13 protein-coding genes and 3 pseudogenes are annotated in these 17,627 nt (G+C 68.1%); 10 read left to right on the top strand and 6 right to left on the bottom strand.

Annotation, left to right across the window (positions count from 1 at the left end; translation table 11 throughout):
• Positions 1–51: 51 nt before the first annotated feature.
• Positions 52–1,404 carry an O-antigen ligase family protein gene (locus tag ACFE86_RS04040; RefSeq protein ID WP_375454046.1) on the bottom strand — a complete coding sequence of 451 codons (1,353 nt, stop codon included), beginning with the start codon at positions 1,402–1,404 and terminating at the stop codon, positions 52–54.
• Between the two features lie 329 nt (positions 1,405–1,733).
• Between ACFE86_RS04040 and ACFE86_RS04035 the strand changes: the two genes are divergently transcribed.
• The 9 genes from ACFE86_RS04035 to ACFE86_RS03995 all read left to right on the top strand — a co-directional run bounded on the left by ACFE86_RS04035 (position 1,734) and on the right by ACFE86_RS03995 (position 10,873).
• The gene (locus ACFE86_RS04035) at positions 1,734–2,720 is read left to right on the top strand and encodes a glycosyltransferase (RefSeq protein WP_375454045.1); all 987 of its coding nucleotides are present in this window, start codon (positions 1,734–1,736) and stop codon (positions 2,718–2,720) included.
• Complete coding sequence (locus ACFE86_RS04030) at positions 2,707–3,849, top strand: endo-1,4-beta-xylanase (RefSeq protein WP_375454044.1); 1,143 nt, start codon at positions 2,707–2,709, stop codon at positions 3,847–3,849. The genes ACFE86_RS04035 and ACFE86_RS04030 overlap by 14 nt, the downstream gene beginning before the upstream one ends.
• A complete protein-coding gene (locus ACFE86_RS04025; RefSeq protein WP_375454043.1) occupies positions 3,846–4,820 on the top strand; it encodes a hypothetical protein in 975 nt (324 codons plus the stop codon). The genes ACFE86_RS04030 and ACFE86_RS04025 overlap by 4 nt, the downstream gene beginning before the upstream one ends.
• Complete coding sequence (locus ACFE86_RS04020; RefSeq protein WP_375454042.1) at positions 4,817–5,593, top strand: polysaccharide deacetylase family protein; 777 nt, start codon at positions 4,817–4,819, stop codon at positions 5,591–5,593. The genes ACFE86_RS04025 and ACFE86_RS04020 overlap by 4 nt, the downstream gene beginning before the upstream one ends.
• Complete coding sequence (locus tag ACFE86_RS04015) at positions 5,590–6,963, top strand: lipopolysaccharide biosynthesis protein (protein WP_375454041.1); 1,374 nt, start codon at positions 5,590–5,592, stop codon at positions 6,961–6,963. The genes ACFE86_RS04020 and ACFE86_RS04015 overlap by 4 nt, the downstream gene beginning before the upstream one ends.
• Positions 6,963–7,925 carry a glycosyltransferase family 2 protein gene (locus tag ACFE86_RS04010; protein ID WP_375454040.1) on the top strand — a complete coding sequence of 321 codons (963 nt, stop codon included), beginning with the start codon at positions 6,963–6,965 and terminating at the stop codon, positions 7,923–7,925. The genes ACFE86_RS04015 and ACFE86_RS04010 overlap by 1 nt, the downstream gene beginning before the upstream one ends.
• A gap of 122 nt (positions 7,926–8,047) precedes the next feature.
• The gene (locus tag ACFE86_RS04005) at positions 8,048–9,079 is read left to right on the top strand and encodes a GNAT family N-acetyltransferase (protein WP_375454039.1); all 1,032 of its coding nucleotides are present in this window, start codon (positions 8,048–8,050) and stop codon (positions 9,077–9,079) included.
• A gap of 64 nt (positions 9,080–9,143) precedes the next feature.
• The gene (locus ACFE86_RS04000; RefSeq protein ID WP_375454038.1) at positions 9,144–9,905 is read left to right on the top strand and encodes an FkbM family methyltransferase; all 762 of its coding nucleotides are present in this window, start codon (positions 9,144–9,146) and stop codon (positions 9,903–9,905) included.
• Positions 9,902–10,873 carry an NAD-dependent epimerase/dehydratase family protein gene (locus ACFE86_RS03995; RefSeq protein ID WP_375454037.1) on the top strand — a complete coding sequence of 324 codons (972 nt, stop codon included), beginning with the start codon at positions 9,902–9,904 and terminating at the stop codon, positions 10,871–10,873. Before ACFE86_RS04000 ends, ACFE86_RS03995 begins: the two co-directional genes overlap by 4 nt.
• A gap of 24 nt (positions 10,874–10,897) precedes the next feature.
• On the opposite strand, the gene ACFE86_RS03990 is transcribed toward ACFE86_RS03995, so the two are convergent.
• The gene (locus ACFE86_RS03990) at positions 10,898–12,565 is read right to left on the bottom strand and encodes a GMC oxidoreductase (RefSeq protein WP_375454036.1); all 1,668 of its coding nucleotides are present in this window, start codon (positions 12,563–12,565) and stop codon (positions 10,898–10,900) included.
• Between the two features lie 655 nt (positions 12,566–13,220).
• Positions 13,221–14,825: a GumC family protein gene (locus ACFE86_RS03985; RefSeq protein WP_375454035.1), complete on the bottom strand. Its 1,605-nt coding sequence runs from the start codon at positions 14,823–14,825 to the stop codon at positions 13,221–13,223.
• A gap of 328 nt (positions 14,826–15,153) precedes the next feature.
• Here ACFE86_RS03985 and ACFE86_RS03980 point away from each other — a divergent pair.
• Positions 15,154–15,309: pseudogene (locus ACFE86_RS03980) on the top strand (transposase); the annotation flags it as partial.
• A 178-nt stretch (positions 15,310–15,487) separates the two neighbouring features.
• Here ACFE86_RS03980 and ACFE86_RS03975 read toward each other — a convergent pair.
• From ACFE86_RS03975 to ACFE86_RS03965, 3 genes and pseudogenes are all read right to left on the bottom strand, one after another.
• A complete protein-coding gene (locus ACFE86_RS03975) occupies positions 15,488–16,300 on the bottom strand; it encodes a WecB/TagA/CpsF family glycosyltransferase (protein ID WP_375454034.1) in 813 nt (270 codons plus the stop codon).
• Between the two features lie 280 nt (positions 16,301–16,580).
• A pseudogene (locus ACFE86_RS03970) lies at positions 16,581–16,893 on the bottom strand (IS630 family transposase); the annotation flags it as partial.
• Between the two features lie 58 nt (positions 16,894–16,951).
• Positions 16,952–17,627 (bottom strand): annotated as a pseudogene (locus ACFE86_RS03965) (IS630 family transposase); the annotation flags it as partial.

Raw genomic sequence — 17,627 nt, 5'->3', positions numbered from 1 at the left:
ACCGGATGCGGTGCGCTCCGGTGGGGTTCGGACGCGACGGGCGCGGATGCGTCACGACCGTCCCGCCGGTTCGACGGAGGCGGATGGTGCTGGAACCAAGGTGTCCGCCTGCGTCCGAGCGCCCGCGCTGCAGGCCGCGAAAGCCAGGATCCACTGAAGGAGATGGATGTCCGGCCGGGGCAACGACGATTCGTCATAATTGATGATGGCGATAGTCGTGAGGACGATCACGCCCCAGGCGGCCGTAGCCCAGCACTGAGCCCACCAGGCGCGGGCCGCGGCCCACAGCGTCGCGAGGCCGAGCCCCACCACGAGGAGCAGGCCGGGCATACCGAGCTCGAGCTGCACTTCCAGATATCCGCTGTGGGCGCTCGGCGTCACCCAGCCGATCGCGGCCCAGACGTCCTGTGCCGCAGGCGTTTCGGGGAGCCAGAACGCCGAGTAGCCGTGCCCTAGGGCGGACCCGTCCGCGATGACCTGACCAACGGCGGCCCAGATCTCGGTGCGCCCCGTCAGCGAGGAATTTTTACCTAGAAGAGCGAAGAGGTCGACCGGCACGACCCAGATGATCCAAAGCGCGAGGGAGGCTGCCATCAGCCCCGTCAGGAGACAGAACGCGGCGAACACGCTCGCATTGATGAGGAGCACGGGCCCGGCCGTCATGAGGGCCACAACGAGGCAGAGCAGGAACGATGTCGTCGCCTGCGCGAGGACGCACGCGCCGCCGGCGAGCGCCAGGCAGGCGAGGTCGGCCGGCACGATCCTGCGGCGGTGCAGCACGAGGCCGCTCAGGGCCACCGTCCCAACGACCATCGCGTCGCCGAGGCTGTTCTTCTGCGAGAACACGCCGCGCACCGCGCCGGCATAGCCCCCGACGTCGAACCCCGAGGCCGGGACGACGGCCGCCACGGCGAAGCTGGCGAGGGCTGCGATCCCGGCGACGGCCACCTGCAGGCGACAGATCAGGAGCGTTCCGAGGACGGCGTGGGCGTAGACCGCAAACATCATCAGCGTCGCGAGGGTCAGCGATCGGCGCAGGGATGCGTCCGGCGCCTGCGACCACAGGCTTGAGGCCGCGGCGAGCAAGAGCAGCAGCAGGAACGGCCTGACGTCGGCGAGGGCGCCCGCGCAGGTCCGGCGGTGGCGGACCACGAAGGCGACGCCGACGAGAAGCACGGCCGCCTGGTTGAGCGTCGCCATGCCGTCTACGGTCAACTCGCTGTCATCGCCCGTTTCGTTCAGACCGAAATGGACGCCGATATAGACGAGGAGCGCGAAGACCGCGTAGGCGACCTCCGGAAGGCTCGCACCGGAGAGCCAGGACGCTCTCGATCCGCGAAGGGCCGCGGAGCCGTCGGCCCCCGGCAGGCCGGTCGCAGGGGGCTCGGGGACCTTGTCCGTCATGGTCGATCCGTTCGCCGCACGAGTCGGGCATCATCGGGGTATCGTCTGAAGAAAGTGTGTCGCAGGGCCCGTCCCGGTCCTGCGGCGTGCATCTTCCGGCGCTCCGGACGAAGGTGGAACCGGCACGGCGCCGTTCCGAGGTGCGATTAACCGTTCGCCGATCCGTGACGAGATTTTCAGCGGTAGATCAGCTAAGGTTGCATCGAAGTCGACGTGCCGTCGGTTTCCCACCGCCGGGCATCTAATCATCGGCCCGCTTCGCCGCGTGCCGTCCGGTTCATCTTTGCTCGAACCGTAGGGGCACCGCATCTTGTCAGGTCCGGGCCGCCATGATTGAGAGCCTCGACGCTTCGGCGCGCCGCCGCTACGCCCTGATCGCCCCGAGCCGGGACGAGGGCGGGACGATGCGCCGGACCCTGGACAGCCTGCTCGCCCAGACGGTGCCGCCCGCCTGCCTCGTCTTCGTCGACGATGGCTCCACGGACGACACGCAGGCGATCCTGGCCGCGTACGCGCCGCGGATGCCCTACCTGCGCGTCGTCCATCGATCGGATCGCGGCGTGCGCAAGGTCGGCCCCGGCGTGATCGAGGCGTTCAACGCCGGCTTGGCCGAGATCGATCTGTCGACGGTCGAGTTCCTGTGCAAGCTCGACATGGACCTCGCGTTGCCACCGCGGTACTTCGAGAAGCTGATGGACCGGATGGACGCCGACCGGGAGATCGCCACCTGTAGCGGAAAACCCTTCTTCCCCGACCTTCGAACCGGCGCGTTGATCAGCGAGCACATCGCCGACGAGTTCTCGGTCGGCATGACCAAGTTCTACCGGGTCTCCGCCTGGCGGCTGATCGGCGGGTTCCCCACTTCGATCGGCTGGGACGGGATCGATTGCCACCTGTGCCGCATGCACGGCCTAAAGGCCGTCAGCTTCCCCGATCCGGATCTCAACTTCATCCACCTGCGTCCCATGGGATCGAGCCATGTCAGCCTGTGGCACGGGCGCATGCGTCACGGCCTCGGGGCCTGGGTGATGGGAACCCCGCCCCTCTTCATGCTGGCCGCGACGGTGTATCGGATGAACAAGCGGCCGCGCGTCGTCGGCGCGGTTGCGATGCTGTGCGGCTACCTGAAGGCCTGGGCGGGCGGCGTGAAGCGCTTCGATGCGCCGGGCTATCTGGCCTTCGTGCGCGACTACCAGTTGCGCGCCCTCGTGATCGGGCGCGGGCGCTCCGCCGAACACATGCGCCTACTGCGGCGTCTGCCCGGCCCGCCCTTCGAGCACCCGGCAGCGATGCGGGCCGACCATGCGGGCGACTGACTGGCCCGCGGCCCGGGGCCTGCTCATCGACCGGCGTCGCCTTTTGGGCGTCCTGGCGGCCACAGGCGCGGCGGTGCGACCGGGCGCTCCGAACGCGGCTTGCCGGGCACCGAGCCTCGCCGCGCTCGCGGCGGAGAAGGGCCTCATGTTCGGCATGGCGTTGACCCGTGAGCAGGTGCGGGAGGCCCCCCCGCTGGTCGCGGTCGCCCTCGCCCAGGCGGCGATGCTCGTGCCGGGCAACGAGCTGAAATGGGTGCGGGCGGAGCCCGAGCCAGGCCAGTTCGACTTCGCCGACGCCGATGCCCTCGTGGATCTCGCCCACGCGCACGGCCTCCTGTCGCGCGGCCATGCCCTGGTCTGGCACGAGGCCCTTCCGGCCTGGATGGGCCCGGGCCTAACGCGCGCCGAGGCGGGCGCGGCGCTGTCCCGTCACATCAAGACCCTGTGCAGCCGCTATGCCGGGCGCATGCATTCCTGGGATGTAGTCAACGAGGCGATCGAACCCTCCGGGGCCGGGCCCTTGCGGCGAACGCCGTTCCTCGCGGCCCTTGGCGAGGACTATATCGCGCGCGCCTTCGCGCTCGCCGCCGAGGCCGATCCCGACGCGATCCTCACCCTGAACGAGTACGACCTCGAGCGCGACACTGAATGGCAGGCCCGGCGCCGGGCCGCCATGCTGGACTTGCTGAACCGCCTCGTGCGTCGACGCGTGCCGGTCCGCGCCCTCGGCGTCCAAGGGCACCTCGATCCCGCCAAGGGGCGGTTCGATCCCGAGGTGTTCCGCGGCTTCATCCGCGCGGTCGCGAGCCTGGGCCTCTCGGTCTTCATCACGGAACTCGACATCACCGACCGGACCCTCCCCGGCGCCGTCGTGGCCCGAGACCGGGCTGCGGCGGAGGAGACCCGCGCCTACCTCGCCGCCGCCCTCGCGGAACCCGCCGTCCGGCTGGTGGTGACCTGGGGCGTCAGCGACGCCTATTCGTGGGTCGATGGCAATCCCCGGACCCGCCGCACCGACGGGCTCACCTCGCGGCCCCACCTCTACGACGCCGCCTTCCGGCCCAAGCCGCTCCGCGCGGCGGTGGCCGAGGCGCTCCGCTCCGCGCCCGCCCGGGGCATCGCCCGATGAATACGCCCGCCGCGGGCCTGCGCCGCCACCTCGCCCGCTTCTTCCGCCAGCATCCCCGCCTCCATGCCACGGCGCATCCGTCCTACCAGTACCTGCGTCGGCTCTTGCGCCGGCGCGAACTGAGCCAGCACGGGGCCGTGCGCGACGCCGGGGCCGGCAACGAACTGCTGCGCGACGCCATCCAAGGCGGCGGGCCGCACGGGATCGCCAAGATCGGCTCGCTCGAAGCCGAAGCCCTGGTCTGCTTCCTAGGGCGGACCGGCTACCCACCGCTGCTGATGGAGCAACTCGTCACCAATGTGGGCCTGTTTCCTGGTACGCCCGACAGCATCGACCGGTTCTGCGACGCCTATCTCGCGGCCCTCGCACGGATCGACCTCCTCGCGGTGTGGGGACAACCCGGCGAGGCCGAGATCCTGCGCCGCGTGCCCCCCCCCGCCGAGGTTCCGCCGCGGACGCTCCTCCACATCGACAGCTTCGAGCCGTGGTATCACGCACATCCCTGGTCGCGCGCGCTCGCGGACAAGCGCGTCGTCGTGCTACATCCCTTCGCGGCGACGATCGAGCGCCAGTACGCCCGGCGGCGGGAGGTGTGGGGCTCCCGCGCAATCCTACCTGACTTCGACCTGCGCACGGTGCGGATGCCATTCAGCCCGGCCCTCGCACCGTCGCGGTACGGCTCCTGGCACGAGCAGTTTGACCACCTCGTCGGCGAGATCGCGTCGCGGCCCTGCGACGTCGTGATCGTGGGCGCCGGCGGCATCTCCCTTCCGGTTGCGGCATGGGCCTGCACGCAGGGCAAGGTCGGCTTTCACATGGGCGGCCTGACCCAGATCCTGTTCGGCATCTTGGGGCGACGCTGGGAGAAGTCCGCCATTATCACGGCGCAACGGAACGACGCCTGGGTCAGGCCGAGCGGAGCGGAAGCGCCGGCGGCGGCCAGCAAGGTCGAGCAGGGATGCTACTGGTGAGGACGGGCGCCGACCAACCCGTTCCCCGGCTGCGCCGCGTCGTCGGGCGCGTGCTGGCGTGGCGTTGCGCGCGTCGGCTCGCCATTCTTCCGGACGATTTCCGCCCCACCGTGTCGTTCACCTTCGACGATTTTCCCGCCTCAGCCGTGGAGGCCGCCGTGCCGATCCTCCGGGACGCCGGGATGGCGGCGACGTGGTACGCGGCGAGCGGCCTGTTCGGGCAGCCGAGCCCCGTGGGGACCGTCGCCTCCACCGATCAGATTGTCCGGCTGCACGCCGACGGACACGAGATCGGCGATCACACACGCCGGCACCTCGACGCCCGGGCGGTCACGGCGGACGCGTATGGCCGCGACATCGATGAGAACCGCCGTGTCCTGGCGGGCCTGCTGCAGGGAAGCGCCGTGCGCTCCTTCGCTTATCCGTTCGGCGGCGTGACGGTGGGCGCCAAGCGCGCCGCCATGGTGCGGGCCGTGACCTGCCGGAGCACGATAGCGGGCATCGCGCGGGGCAGCGTCGATCTCGCCCTGCTGCCGGCCAACCCGGTCTACGCGGGGGCGGCGTCGCTGGATTCCGCGCGGGACGTGATCGCGCGAGTAAGGGCGACGGGGGGCTGGGCGATCTTTTACACGCACGACGTGGCGCGCGCGCCGTCCCCCTGGGGATGCACCCCCGACGCCTTCGCCGCGCTCGTTGCCGCCGTCGCGCGGGCCGGCCTGCGCGTGGGCACCGTCGGCGCCGTCGCCGGCCAGATCATCCGGCCTCCTGCATGACGATCGGGACAAGCCCCGCATGGGTCTTCGCCGCGGCGCGGCGCCACCACCGGACGTTGGCAGGCGTCGTCGACCAGGGCGTCGTCGGGATCGGCAACCTCGCGGTCGGGCTCCTCGTGCTGCGCGCCGCGACCAAGGAGGAATACGGGCTCTACAGCCTCTGCTACATGACGCTGATCCTGCTGAACGGCTTCTCCAACGCCGTGTTCGCGGCCCAGCTCACCGTGTCCTACCACGAGCGGCCCCGGCAGGACCGGGACGGCTTCGCGGCCTCGCTCCTGCGCGGCCAGTTGCTGCTCAGCGCGTCCCTGTCCCTGGTCGTCCTGGCGATCGCGGGCCTGCTCCCCGAGAGGGTGCTGCCGGCCGAGATGCGCGAGCTCCTGATGGTGTCGGCCCTGGCTTGCCCGGCGGTCATGGCGCACGATTTCCTGCGAAGCTACTTCTTCCTCGTCGACCGGCCGATGAACGCCGTCATGCTCGATCTGCTCCTCGTCACGGGGTGGTTCGTTGGTACGATCGGCCTCGGTGCGGGCGCGATGACATCCCACACCCTAGCGGGGTTGGCGGCCTTCGGGCTGTCGGCCTGCGTAGCGGCAGGCGCCGGCCTCGTCCTGTCCCGGCTGCCACTCCGGGCCGAATGGCGCTCGGCGCTCGGCGCCGTGGCGGTCGCCTGGAACCACGGACGCTGGGCGCTCGGAGGTGCCGCCGTTACGGCACTGCAGAACCAAGGGCACGTCTACCTGCTCGGCTGGCTCGGCAGCGCCAGGGCGGTCGGCGAGCTCAACGCCGCGCGAGTGCTGATGATGCCGATGGGTCTCCTGATCGTCGGAGTCGGACGGACCCTGACGCCCGCCATGGCCCGGCTGGCAGCGGAGGGGCGCCTCGCGGATATGAGCCGGACTGCGAACCGCACCCTGACGGGCGTCGTATCGGTCATCGGCCTTTACTCGTTGGCGATGCTGGCCGGCGAGGACTGGCTCATCGGCCGGGTGCTGGGGGCAAGCTACGCGGGGATCGGCCCCCTGGTGGCGCTGTGGATGGTGGTCCTGCTGCTGCAGGCCGTCGATGCCAACCTGTCGGCCGTCATGCAGGTCGCCAAGCGGTTCCGTGAACTCACCATCATCAACATGTGGACGGTGGGTCCAGTGGTGGCCGGCGCCATCCCTATGATAATGGCCTACGGTGCCGAGGGCAACCTCGTGGCGCTGGCAGCCGGCTATGCCGGGATCACGCTGCTGCTCTGGCGCGAGGCCAAGCGAGCCATGGCCGGCCTCCGGGCCAGCGTCGCGGGCCGTCCGCGCAGCGCGGAGGTCGTCGTTGGCGTCGGGAAGCCGGACCGGGTTCCACTGTGCGATCCGGAAAGACGATGATGCCGGCGGACACGTCCGAGATGCCCGGCGTCACGACGGTGAGCGTCGTGATCTGCACCTTCAATCGCCCTGCCCTGCTGGCACGCGCCGTGCGGACCGCGCGGACGCAGGTGTTGCCAGCCGGCGTCGCGGCCGAGATCGTGGTGGTCGACAACGCACCGGACAGAAATGCCGAGCCCGTCGTCGCGTCGCTCATCGGCGAGGCCGGGCTGCCGCTGCGTTACCTCGCCCATCCGGTGCCGAACATCTCCCACGCGCGCAATTGCGGCGTGATGGGGACGGCCGGAGCACTGGTCGTCTTTCTGGACGACGACGAATGGTGCGGCCCGGGCTGGCTCGCCGCCTTGGTCGGCACGGCGCTGGAGACGGGGGCCGACGTCGTGTTCGGGGCCGTTCTGCCCGATTTCCCCGACGGACCGCCGGACTGGGATCCGAGCGGGAGGCCCTTCGCGCGCAGCCTTGATCGGCCCACCGGCACCCGCATGGGCATCCACCACGACGCGCGAGCGAGCGGACGCTGGATGGGTACTGGGAACGCGCTCCTGCGGCGCGACACCTGCCTTTCGGAGGCTGCGCCGTTCGACCCGCGCCTCGGACGATCGGGCGGGGAGGATCACGACTTGTTCGTCCGGCTCGACCGGGCCGGCCGGCACATGGTCTGGTGCGGCGAGGCTGTCGTCCACGAGGTCGTGCCGGCCGAGCGGACCCGCTTCGACTACATGCTTCTACGCAACCGGCGCGGAGGCCAGCAATGGGCTAGCGTCGCGGTGTGGCGCGCGCGGCGACCGGCGGTGACGACGGCCTGGATCGCGGTCAGGGCCAGCGTCCAGCTCGCCCTGGTGAGCCTCGCCTGGGCGGCCTCCCGCCTCCGCGGCGCCCCCGATGCGGGAGCCCGCCGGCTGAAGGTCGCGCAGGTCTCAGGCAAGCTCCTGTGGTGGACCATGCCGCGGGGGCACCGCTGATGGAGGGGCTGACGATCCGCGTCCACGCCACGCTGCGAGACGCCGAGGCAGACCTCGAAGCGCCGGGTCTCGCCGGCTACGCCTTCGGGCGTCACGCGTGGCTCCGTGCTTGGCACGACACGATGGGCGCGAGCGCCGGCGTCGTGCCCGCCATCGTCGTGCTGGCGGATGCGCGGGTGCGGATGGTGCTCCCGCTCGGCATCCGTCGCAGCAAGGGGGTGCGCGTCCTGGAGTTCCTCGGCGGGACCGTGACCGATTACAACGCGCCGCTCGCCGATCCGGCCTTCGCCGCGAGCCTGGACGCATCGTCCGTCCAGGCCCTCTGGACGCGGATCGGCGCGGTGCTGCCGCCCCACGACATCGTTCGCCTGGTGCGAATGCCGGCGTCCCTCGACGCGCCGGGCGGGGCCGGTGAGGCACAGGTGCCGAATCCGCTGGTCCACCTGCCGGGCGCGAGCGCCGCGGGGCTCGCGCGCAGCGTGGCACTTCCGGACAGCTACGCGGCGCTGGCGGCCTCCCTCAGGCGCAAGTTTCGCCAGGACACGATCCGCTGTCGCCGCCTGCTCGAGAACGAAGGGTCCGTGCGGCTCCTCGTGGCCGACGACGATGCGACAATGCGGACCGTTATCGCGGCCGTGAAGCCTATGAAGTCGCGCCGCTGGACGGACACCGGAAGCAGGGACTGGTTCGCGAATGCCGACTTCGCGGATTTCTACGACGCGATGGGCGGGATGACGCTGCCAGAGGGGCGGGTTCACGGCAGCGCCCTCACGGTGGGCGACACCCTCGTGGCGGCCCATCTCGGGCTGGTCTACCGCGACCGCTTCTACCTGCTCCTGGTCGGATGGAAATCCGACGGCTGGCAGCGCTTCAGCACGGGGCGCCTCATCATCGATGCCCTGATGCAGGCGACGATCGATGACGGTCTGCGGGTCTTCGATTTCACCGTCGGTGACGAGGCCTACAAGCGGGAGTGGGTCGATACCGAACTGCCCCTGTTCGCCTGCGAGCGCGCCGTCGGCGCGCGCGGCCATTGGGTCCTGACCGCCACGGCCCTGATCGATCGACTCCGCGCTCGCGCCAAGCGGGTCGCCTGGCTCCGGGGAGCCGTCCGCAGGCTGGCCGGTCGGCCGAGACTGCCGGGCAGGAAATGAGGTCGATGCGTCCCGAACGAGGCTTGGCGCCGGACCCGCAACGGTCCACCCCGACGAGGAATCCATGAGCGCGATCCGCCAAGTCTTGAAGGACGGGAGCCGTCGACTGGCCTTGCGGGCCGTCCGCATGGGGCTGCCGTTGCCCGGTCGCCCGCTCCAGGCGCTGGCCGAGCATGTCGGCCTGCGCGACCTGATCCGGCGGGAACGGATCGACGTCGTGCTCGACGTCGGCGCTAATACAGGCCAGTTCGCGCAAGGGCTGCGGCAGGCCGGCTTCGCCGGCCGGATCCTGTCGTTCGAGCCGGTCCGCCGGGACTTCGAGGCGGCGTCACTGCGGATGCGGAACGATCCGCTCTGGACCGGGCTGCGCATGGCGCTGGGCGACGTCGACGGGACGGCCGCGATCAACGTCGTGCCGAGCCTGACCGTGATGAACTCGCTGCTGGCGCCGATCACGGCGTCGCGTCCGCTCGACATCGAGCAGGTCGATATCCGCCGTCTCGACGGCTTGCTGCTGGACCTCCTTCCCGATCTCGCCGCCCGCCGCATCCTTCTGAAGATGGATACGCAAGGGTACGATTTGCGCTGCTTCTCAGGTGCCGAGGGGTGCCTCGGTGCCGTCCAGGCCCTGTACTCGGAACTCTCGGTGCTACCGATCTATGCCGGCGCGCCGCATTACCTCCAATCCCTGGCCCGCTACGAGGCGGCGGGCTTCGCCCTCGTCGACCTGTCGGTCGTGTCCCGTCGCGGCGACGCTATCCAAGAAATGAACTGCCTCATGCGTCGCGTGCGCCGCGACGAAACCGAAAGGGCCCGCGCCGCGTGACCCGTGTTCTAGTTCTCGGTGCCGGCGGGTTCGTCGGCGGTCATCTCGTCGCCGCGCTCGCCGCCAACCCTGACTTCGAACCTGTGGCCCTAGTGCGCAGCGGGCGCGGCACGGTCCCGCCGGGCGTCGCGCTGCATCGGGCCGATGCGACGGACGCCGAAGCCCTGAGCCGGGCACTCGCCGGACTCGACGTCGTCGTCAACTGCATCGCGGGCGACGAGGCCGCGATGGTGGCGTCCATGCACAACCTCGTCGACCTGACTGGGTTGGGACGCGTCCGGCGCCTCGTCCACCTCAGCAGCATGGCGGTCTATGGGTCGGCTTCCGGCACGGTCAACGAGCGGCGGCCGCTCGACGGATCCGGCGGCCCCTACGCCCGTGCCAAGGTCGCCTGCGAAAGCATGATTGCCGCCTCCGCGACTGTCGCCGCCCGGTCGGTCGTCCTCAGGCCGGGCTGCGTCCACGGTCCCGGCAGCCCCCAATGGACGCTGCGGATCGGCCGGCTGCTGCGCCAGTACCGGATCGGCGACCTCGGCGAGAACGGTGACGGGACCTGCAACCTGACCTTCATCAACGACCTGATCGAGGCCATCCTGGCTGCCCTGCGTCGACCGGCGGCGGCCGGCGGCACCTTCAACGTGTCGGTCCCAGATCCGGGGAACTGGAACGCCTATCTGACGGATCTCGGCCGCGCGATCGGCGCGGTGCCGGTCGCGCGCGTCTCCGGCCGCCGGCTGTCCGCCGAGGTCAAGCTCATCGCACCGGCCCTGGTCGTCGCCGAGCGAGTGCTGAAGCGATCCCCGGTGGGCGCGAGACTCCCGCCGGCGGTGACGCCCTCGATGGCACGGCTGTGGCGGCAGGAGATCACCCTCGATCATCGCAGGGCCGACGCCGTGCTGGCCTTCCCGCGCGCACCGGCGCGGCAGGCGATCGCCGCCGCGGCGGACTGGTTCCGGACGCAGGTGTGAACAGTATCGACGGCGGGGGCGCCCTCACGCCGCCCGGGCGAGAGCGAAGGCGCGCTTCAGCCAGTCGGCGAGCCGGAGCGTCAGGGCAACGACCGTGAGGGTCGGATTGGCTTGGCTGGAGGTCGGGAACACAGCCGCTCCTGCAAGGAACAGGTTGTTCAGGCCGTGCACCCGGCACTCAGTGTCGACCACGCCGGAGGCCGGCGTGGCGCCCATCCGCGCGGTGCCGATATGGTGGCCTCCGTACGCCCCGTCGCGCAGCATGTGGTGGGCCACGCTATCCGGATCGTAGTCCAGCCGGCCCCGGCCCCAGCGTCGCAGCGCGTGATCGAGCAGTGACAGGGCGACATCCGCCGTGCGGATGTCGACGGGCGAGTAGCGCCAATCAAGGCGGACGCGCTGAAGGCCGAGGGCGTCAGTCGTCCGGTCGAGAGTGACCCGGCTGTCGGGGTTGGGCACCTGCTCGCCGTGATAGTCCAGGCTGAACAGGTTGCCGGGCGGGCGCACGATCACCGACGGGTACTTGCGCGCGGCAAGCGCTCGGTGCCGCACGCCGTGCAGGAGGAACCCCGCCGTCGCCACGGGTTCGCGCGCGACGTTGCCGAGGTGGCGCAGCCAGAGGCTTGCCCCGCCGCCACGGTTCTGCAGGCGCTTGGCGTGCTCGTAGCCGATGAAGGGCTTGGCGAGGTAGAGCGCCGACAGGGGGCCGCTGCCGTGTCGCGGGTCGGGAATGGTCGGGAAGTGCAGGCGCAGGACGCCGTTGGCGATCCCGTGCTCGCGCTGGGCCGCGTCGCTCAGCGTCCAGCGTCGCCGGCAATACGCGCCGTCCTCGGCCCGCTCATATCCGCTCCAGACGTAGTCGCGCGGCACATGCAGCTTGACCGACCCGATGGTGCCGGCGATGTGGCACATGTAGAACCGGCCGACGAGGTCGTGCTCGTTGCCAATCCCGCCCGACCGATGACGGTGCGACGCCAGCAGCAGCCTGGGCGTCTCGATGCCGCCGGTGGCGACGACCACATGGCCGGCCGTGATGCCGAAGCGCCGCCCGGCGAGCGTGGCAACCGCGACATACCGGACCGTGGTGCCGTCCGGATCGGTGACGAGTTCGAGCGCGTTGGCACCGAGCAGGACGCGGACGTCCTCACTCGCCGCCAGCCGGGCGCGATAGCGCGCACCGAAATCGGTGGGGGGCGAGAAGCGTTCGATGCGGTCGCCGTCGAACCCCTCGGGCGCGAAAGACCGGATCGTCGGCCGCATGCCGTCCGGCAGCGCGGCGGCGGCCGAGAACTCGTAATCACCCGCCTCGCACAGGGCGTTGGCGGCCGGGTACCAGCGCGCAACGTCCTCGTAGTCGATCGGCCAGCCGCTCTGCGCCAGCCAGGGCCGCGCCGCGAAGTCGATCGGGTCGAAGGGGATGCAGCGGCCGCTCCAGACGGTGGTCGTCCCGCCCATCATCCGCTGGCGGTAGCGGTCGGTCGGGGGGTGGAGATCGGGATTGGCGACCTCACCGGCATAGAGAGCCTGTGCCGCCGCATCCGGCTTCAGGCTGCCGCCTTCGAGCAGAATAACGCGCAAGCCGTGATGAAGAAACTGGAGCGCGAGCGTGATCCCGGCCGCGCCCGCGCCGACGATGCAGAGGTCGCAGGCGAGGTCGGTTCCGTTGTCGATCGTATCGGCCGAGAGGATCATGGGTTGGCACCGGGCAAAGAGCTTGACACGCGATCCGTCCCGCTCCTCGCAGTGAGCCCCTCTTTCGGCTGGGGCAATCGTAAGACCGAACGTGTAGCGTTCCTGGTAGAGGCGTATCGTGCGCAGTGTTTCCCACAGACGATGCTGCTACGAAAGATCTAGTGGTCTAAATCTTACAGATGGAACCCATACCCTGGATGCCCTTGCAACCCTACACCGGGACATCACCGCATCTTTTGAAAAATTTTTCTCATACTTGTTTGTTCATAATTTAGTTTTAATGTCATTTAATCGCGTTAAAAAATGCAACCGCACAAGGAGCTAGAGCGTTTTCCACAATCCGAGGATCGTGGAAAACGCTCTAGAGTTGGAAACGCGTTGATGTTCCCGCGACGCAGCAATACGTTCCACCTCCTTGGCATGACTCACGATGTCCATCTCATGGCTCCGGGCATCGTCTTGTCGCGCGCGAATTCGTACATTGCCGTCGCGGGCAAAGGTGTGGCGAGCCTCGATGCTGGCGCGACGCTCGGATTGCTGCCTCGCGGTCTTCCGAGACTTTGCTGTCGGATGCCCTCGCGCGACGCGGAGGACTCTGCACCGCCGCTCAACGAATTCTGTACCGCTTGAGCGACGCGCGAAATGACTTTTCGTCCTATGGTCGGGCAGGCCAAGAGGGTAGGTCAGGAGGGGACGCCAACGGGCGGGGCGCCCCGGAGCGGGTCGTGTTTCGGGCCGCCCCCGCGTCGGCGGACGGCGACACCGGTTGCGATGCAAGGTCGCCACGCTCCATCACGCCCCGCACGGTCGTCCCGGTCGGAGGAGCGAGACGCCGGGCCCAGGCCGAGAGGATTCGGGTTCTCCGCAACAGGATGTGGGCGACGGCGAGCCAGAAGCCAAGAGCGGCCCCCGCGATCAGTAAGACGATGCCTCGCGGCGGGAACACGCGCTGCAGAGGGGGCTCGGCGGTCGAGATGACCCGCGCGATGCTGAAGTCGAGTTGCTCGATTTCGTTCATCTCCCGGGATCGGCCGAGGACTGTGTTGAGCAGGTTCTTGTTGATCTCGACCTCCTGCTGCAGCTGCGTCCACTGGGCCAGCGCGCTGCTCGTGCCGGAGGCCGCGTCGGACAGGCGATCGACGATGGCCTGCGCGGCTTTCTCGGCAGCCGACGCGCGCTGGTATTCGAGCTGTGTGGCCTGCCGGATGCGCCCGAGTTCGGCCTGAAGCGACTGGTCGATGCTGGCGAGTTGATCGCGTGCGTTGCGGACCGCCGGATGACGCGGCCCGAACTGCGTGAGAGCCGCGTCCCGTTGTTGTCTCACGTCGGCCTGCTTGCTGCGCAACTGGGAGATCGTGATCGACGCGACGGCCTCGGGCGTGTTGCCCTCGGGGGCTTGGCCGGCGTCCATGCGGGCGAAACCGTCGAGATGGGCTCGGCTCCGAACCCGTTGCGTCCGCGCCTGGGCGAGCTGCGCATTGGCTTCCGTCAGTTGCTGTTCGCTGTTCAGCTGCGTCCGCGTTCCGACCAGTCCGTGCGTCTCCCTGAACGCCTGCGCCCGCGCTTGCGACTGCCGAACCCGTTCGCGCAACACGTCGAGACGGCTTGTCAGCGCATCGTTGGCACGGCGGGCCTTTCCGGCATGGGCCGCGGACTGCTCGTCGAGATAGGCCAGGGCGACCGCATTGGCGAGCTGCGCCGCCGTCTCGGCCGTCGGTGCGCGGGCCGACACCTCCATGATGAAGGTCCGCTCGGGGCGCCTCACCGTGATGCGGTCGGCGAGCGCCTGGATCGCTCTGAAGCGTCGGGTCTCCGAGGAAGGCGGTTCGGCTACAGCAACGCCGAGCAGGCCTTTGATTCGCTCCGTAATCGTCGCACCCACGCCGCCGCCGGACGCCGGATCGTCGGCGAGTCCCTGGGCCGCGACAACCCGCGACAGAACGCTCCACGACGTGACGATCCGTGCTTGACTCTCGATGAAACTCACCTCGGAGTTGTTGTCTCCGCTCGGGGCCTGCCCGGGCGGTGTGGCGAGCGGTTGAAGGCTGCGGCTGTCGATGAACAGCGTCGTTGTCGCGACGAAACTCGGCGGGATGAACAAGCTCGCACCGTAGGTCAGGACCGCGCAGACAACGCTCGCACAAGCGATCAGGCCCCAGCGCTCCAAGAGCCACGACAGGATCTCAACATAGCTCGCACGCCCGCCATCCACCACCGGCGGTGGGCGTTTGAGGTGGATGCTGTGAGGTCCGTCGAGCATGCGTCAGGCTCCGCGCACTCTAGAACGGTACATCAGTGTGCGCCCTCGAAACCAATCCGCCGCATTGCAAGCAAGACATTCCCACGGTCCGTCCACCCGTCTTCGCTATACCCACATGCCTTTCCAGCCACCCGCAGTCGGGATGGCAGATAATTCCGGGCTATGCTCGCAAGCTTACGATCATATGTTGAAAATTCAGTGCACTTCGACAAGGAGTCGACAGGAAGCACGACAAATTCATGGGATTAAGGTTATTTCAGTCGCTTGTCGTTTGTCGGCCAGGGCGTGATCGGGTGCCTTCAACGGCACGGCCAGTACGCGCGCAAGCATCGCCCGGTCTGCAGCGACGCGGTCCGCTTACCCGTCCGACGTGTCCGATAAGGAGTGGGCGCTGGTAGCGCCGTATTTGGCGCTGCTGCGGGAGAGCTCGGGCCAGCACGACCATGAGCTGCGCGAGGTGTTCAACGGCCTGCGCTTCATCGTGAATGTCGCGCGTTTGCGACACGCCCGGAGCGGTTCTCCGCGCTCGGTGCCGGTCGCTACTGCATGGCCATCCAGTCGATAATTGCGATCGGCGCCGCATCGTTGCAGAGGCAATCTCTCGTGCTGCTACAGCCGATCAATTTGTGCTGGAACAGGTCGGGGTATGACGGCAGAAAAGCTTATGCTGCCCGCGACCGGCGCCACCGGTCAGAGCGGGCGTAATTTAGGACCACCCAGACGATGCGAGGGCCGTCGACCAAGTAGCGACGGCAGAGACGACGGGGCTCACAGGCTAGTCGAAAAAGCCATTCCAAACCGGCCGCCTGCATAATCGCAGGAGCGCGGCGACGCTCACCGACAAGAAATTCCAAGCCGACGCCAATGCATAGACCAATGCCATGCGCCTGGCCGCCGCGGGAGAGAGCCGCTGCAATCATTTCTTGTTGCGGTGAGCCGACAGCAATAAACATAAATTGCGCCCTGACCGCCTCGATCTCGGAGACGGTTTTTGCCAGCGCGACAGGATCATCGCGCAACCCCATTGGTGGCCGGATCTGTGTGACGCCAGTCAGGCCACATCGCTCCGCGACTAGCGTGCCCAACCCCGTGGTGCCGCCGACGATCAGGATCGGCGTGGACCGATCGAGGTCTGGATGCGTCAGCAATGCCGCGACTAGATCAGATCCTGGCGTTGCAGGAAGGTCGACGCCGATCATCCTAGCGAGCAAACTCAACACGCGGCTATCGTTGATGCACAGCCAAGCATCTCGATAGAGTTGCGCCACTTTTGCGCTGATGTTGACGCGTAGCATATGATCGACGTTTGGCGTAACGAGGTAGCGAAAAGGCTTTTGAGGATGAGCCGAGAGCAAAAAAACCAGGGCTTCAGTCAAATCTAATCGATCAAAATCCAGATCTAAAAATGAGATTTGTTGGTTGACAGCATCTTGCGTTGAATGGCCGGGACATATCGGATCTACCGCGAACGACATCGTGCTGACCTTTTGCTGAGCTACCAACAGCCGGCAAATTTCGCCGTGTGAACCCTGAAATTTGTGGCTTGCGAAGGCCGCTACACACGTGAGCCTGCACGCGGCGGGCCAGTCCGAACGATCGAACTCAGTACGGTTTATCACCAAACTCGGACGAAATCGCCGTTAAGCGCGATGACGCGAACACCAATCTAAGCACAACCGCATAACAATCAGTGATTGCATATATGATCGATCGCGATGAGCATCTACGGAACGGCCTTATACCAGCCGGCACTGATCATAACCGGTACGCCCAGTCGCGCAGTCCGATGGGCATGATCTTCCATGGTTGGTCGACGAGCCGCTTACAGGCTTTGCAGCATTGATTGACGATGTCGTCGTAGGAGACGAAGATCCGGTCGCCGAGCCAGTTGTCGCGTAGGAACTGCCAGACGTCCTCATCCTGAGCCCGTCGAAGGATCGACCGGGTTGAGTTCCGGGGCGCGGGCCGGCAGCGACAGGAACGTGATGTTATCGGGGACGACGAGATCGTCGGCGATGTGCCATCCGGCGCCGTCGAGCATCAGGACGGCGTGGGCGCCGGAACCGATATGGTACGGCCGATCTCGATGAGAACCGCGCAGCCGTTCGCCATCCAACGCGACGTGACTACTGGTGCGAGTCTAACACTTGGTGTCCGCGCTTTGCGGCTTGGATGATGCGATCCGGGTCGGCGGTCCAGACGAAGGGCTTCGGGTCGCCGTTACTCTCGGCGATGAAGCGTTTGATGGCGGCCTGCACCTCGATCAGCGATCCAAACACGCCGCGTCTGAGCTGGCGTCTTGCGAGCTTGGCGAAGAAGCCCTCGACGGCATTGATCCACGAGGCTGAGGTCGGGGTGAAGTGGAAGGTCCAGCGCGGGTGGCGGTCGCGCCAGGCGCGGACCTTGGGGTGCTTGTGGACGGCATAGTTGTCCAAGATCGCGTGGACGATCTTGCGCACCGGTATCGCCGCCTCGACCGCATTGAGGAAGCGGATGAGCTCCTGATGCCGGTGACGCTGCATGCAGCGGCCGATCACCTTGCCCTCCAGGACGTCCAGAGCGGCAAACAGGGTCGTCGTGCCGTGGCGCTTGTCATCGTGGGTGCGCGTCGTCGGCTGGCCCGGCTTCATCGGCAACGGGTTCTGCGTGCGGGCGAGCGCCTGGATCTGGCTCTCCTCATCCTGAGCCTGTCGAAGGATCGTCGACCGAGAGCACGACGGCATGGGCGGGCGGGTCGACGTAGAGCCCGGCTCCTGTCGAGCGACCACTTCTCGGTGGACGGTACGCTGATCGAGGCCTGGG

Origin of the sequence: uncultured Methylobacterium sp. (assembly GCF_964244095.1) — a bacterium.
Classification (GTDB): domain Bacteria; phylum Pseudomonadota; class Alphaproteobacteria; order Rhizobiales; family Beijerinckiaceae; genus Methylobacterium.
This window is presented reverse-complemented; position numbering and strand designations above follow the sequence as displayed.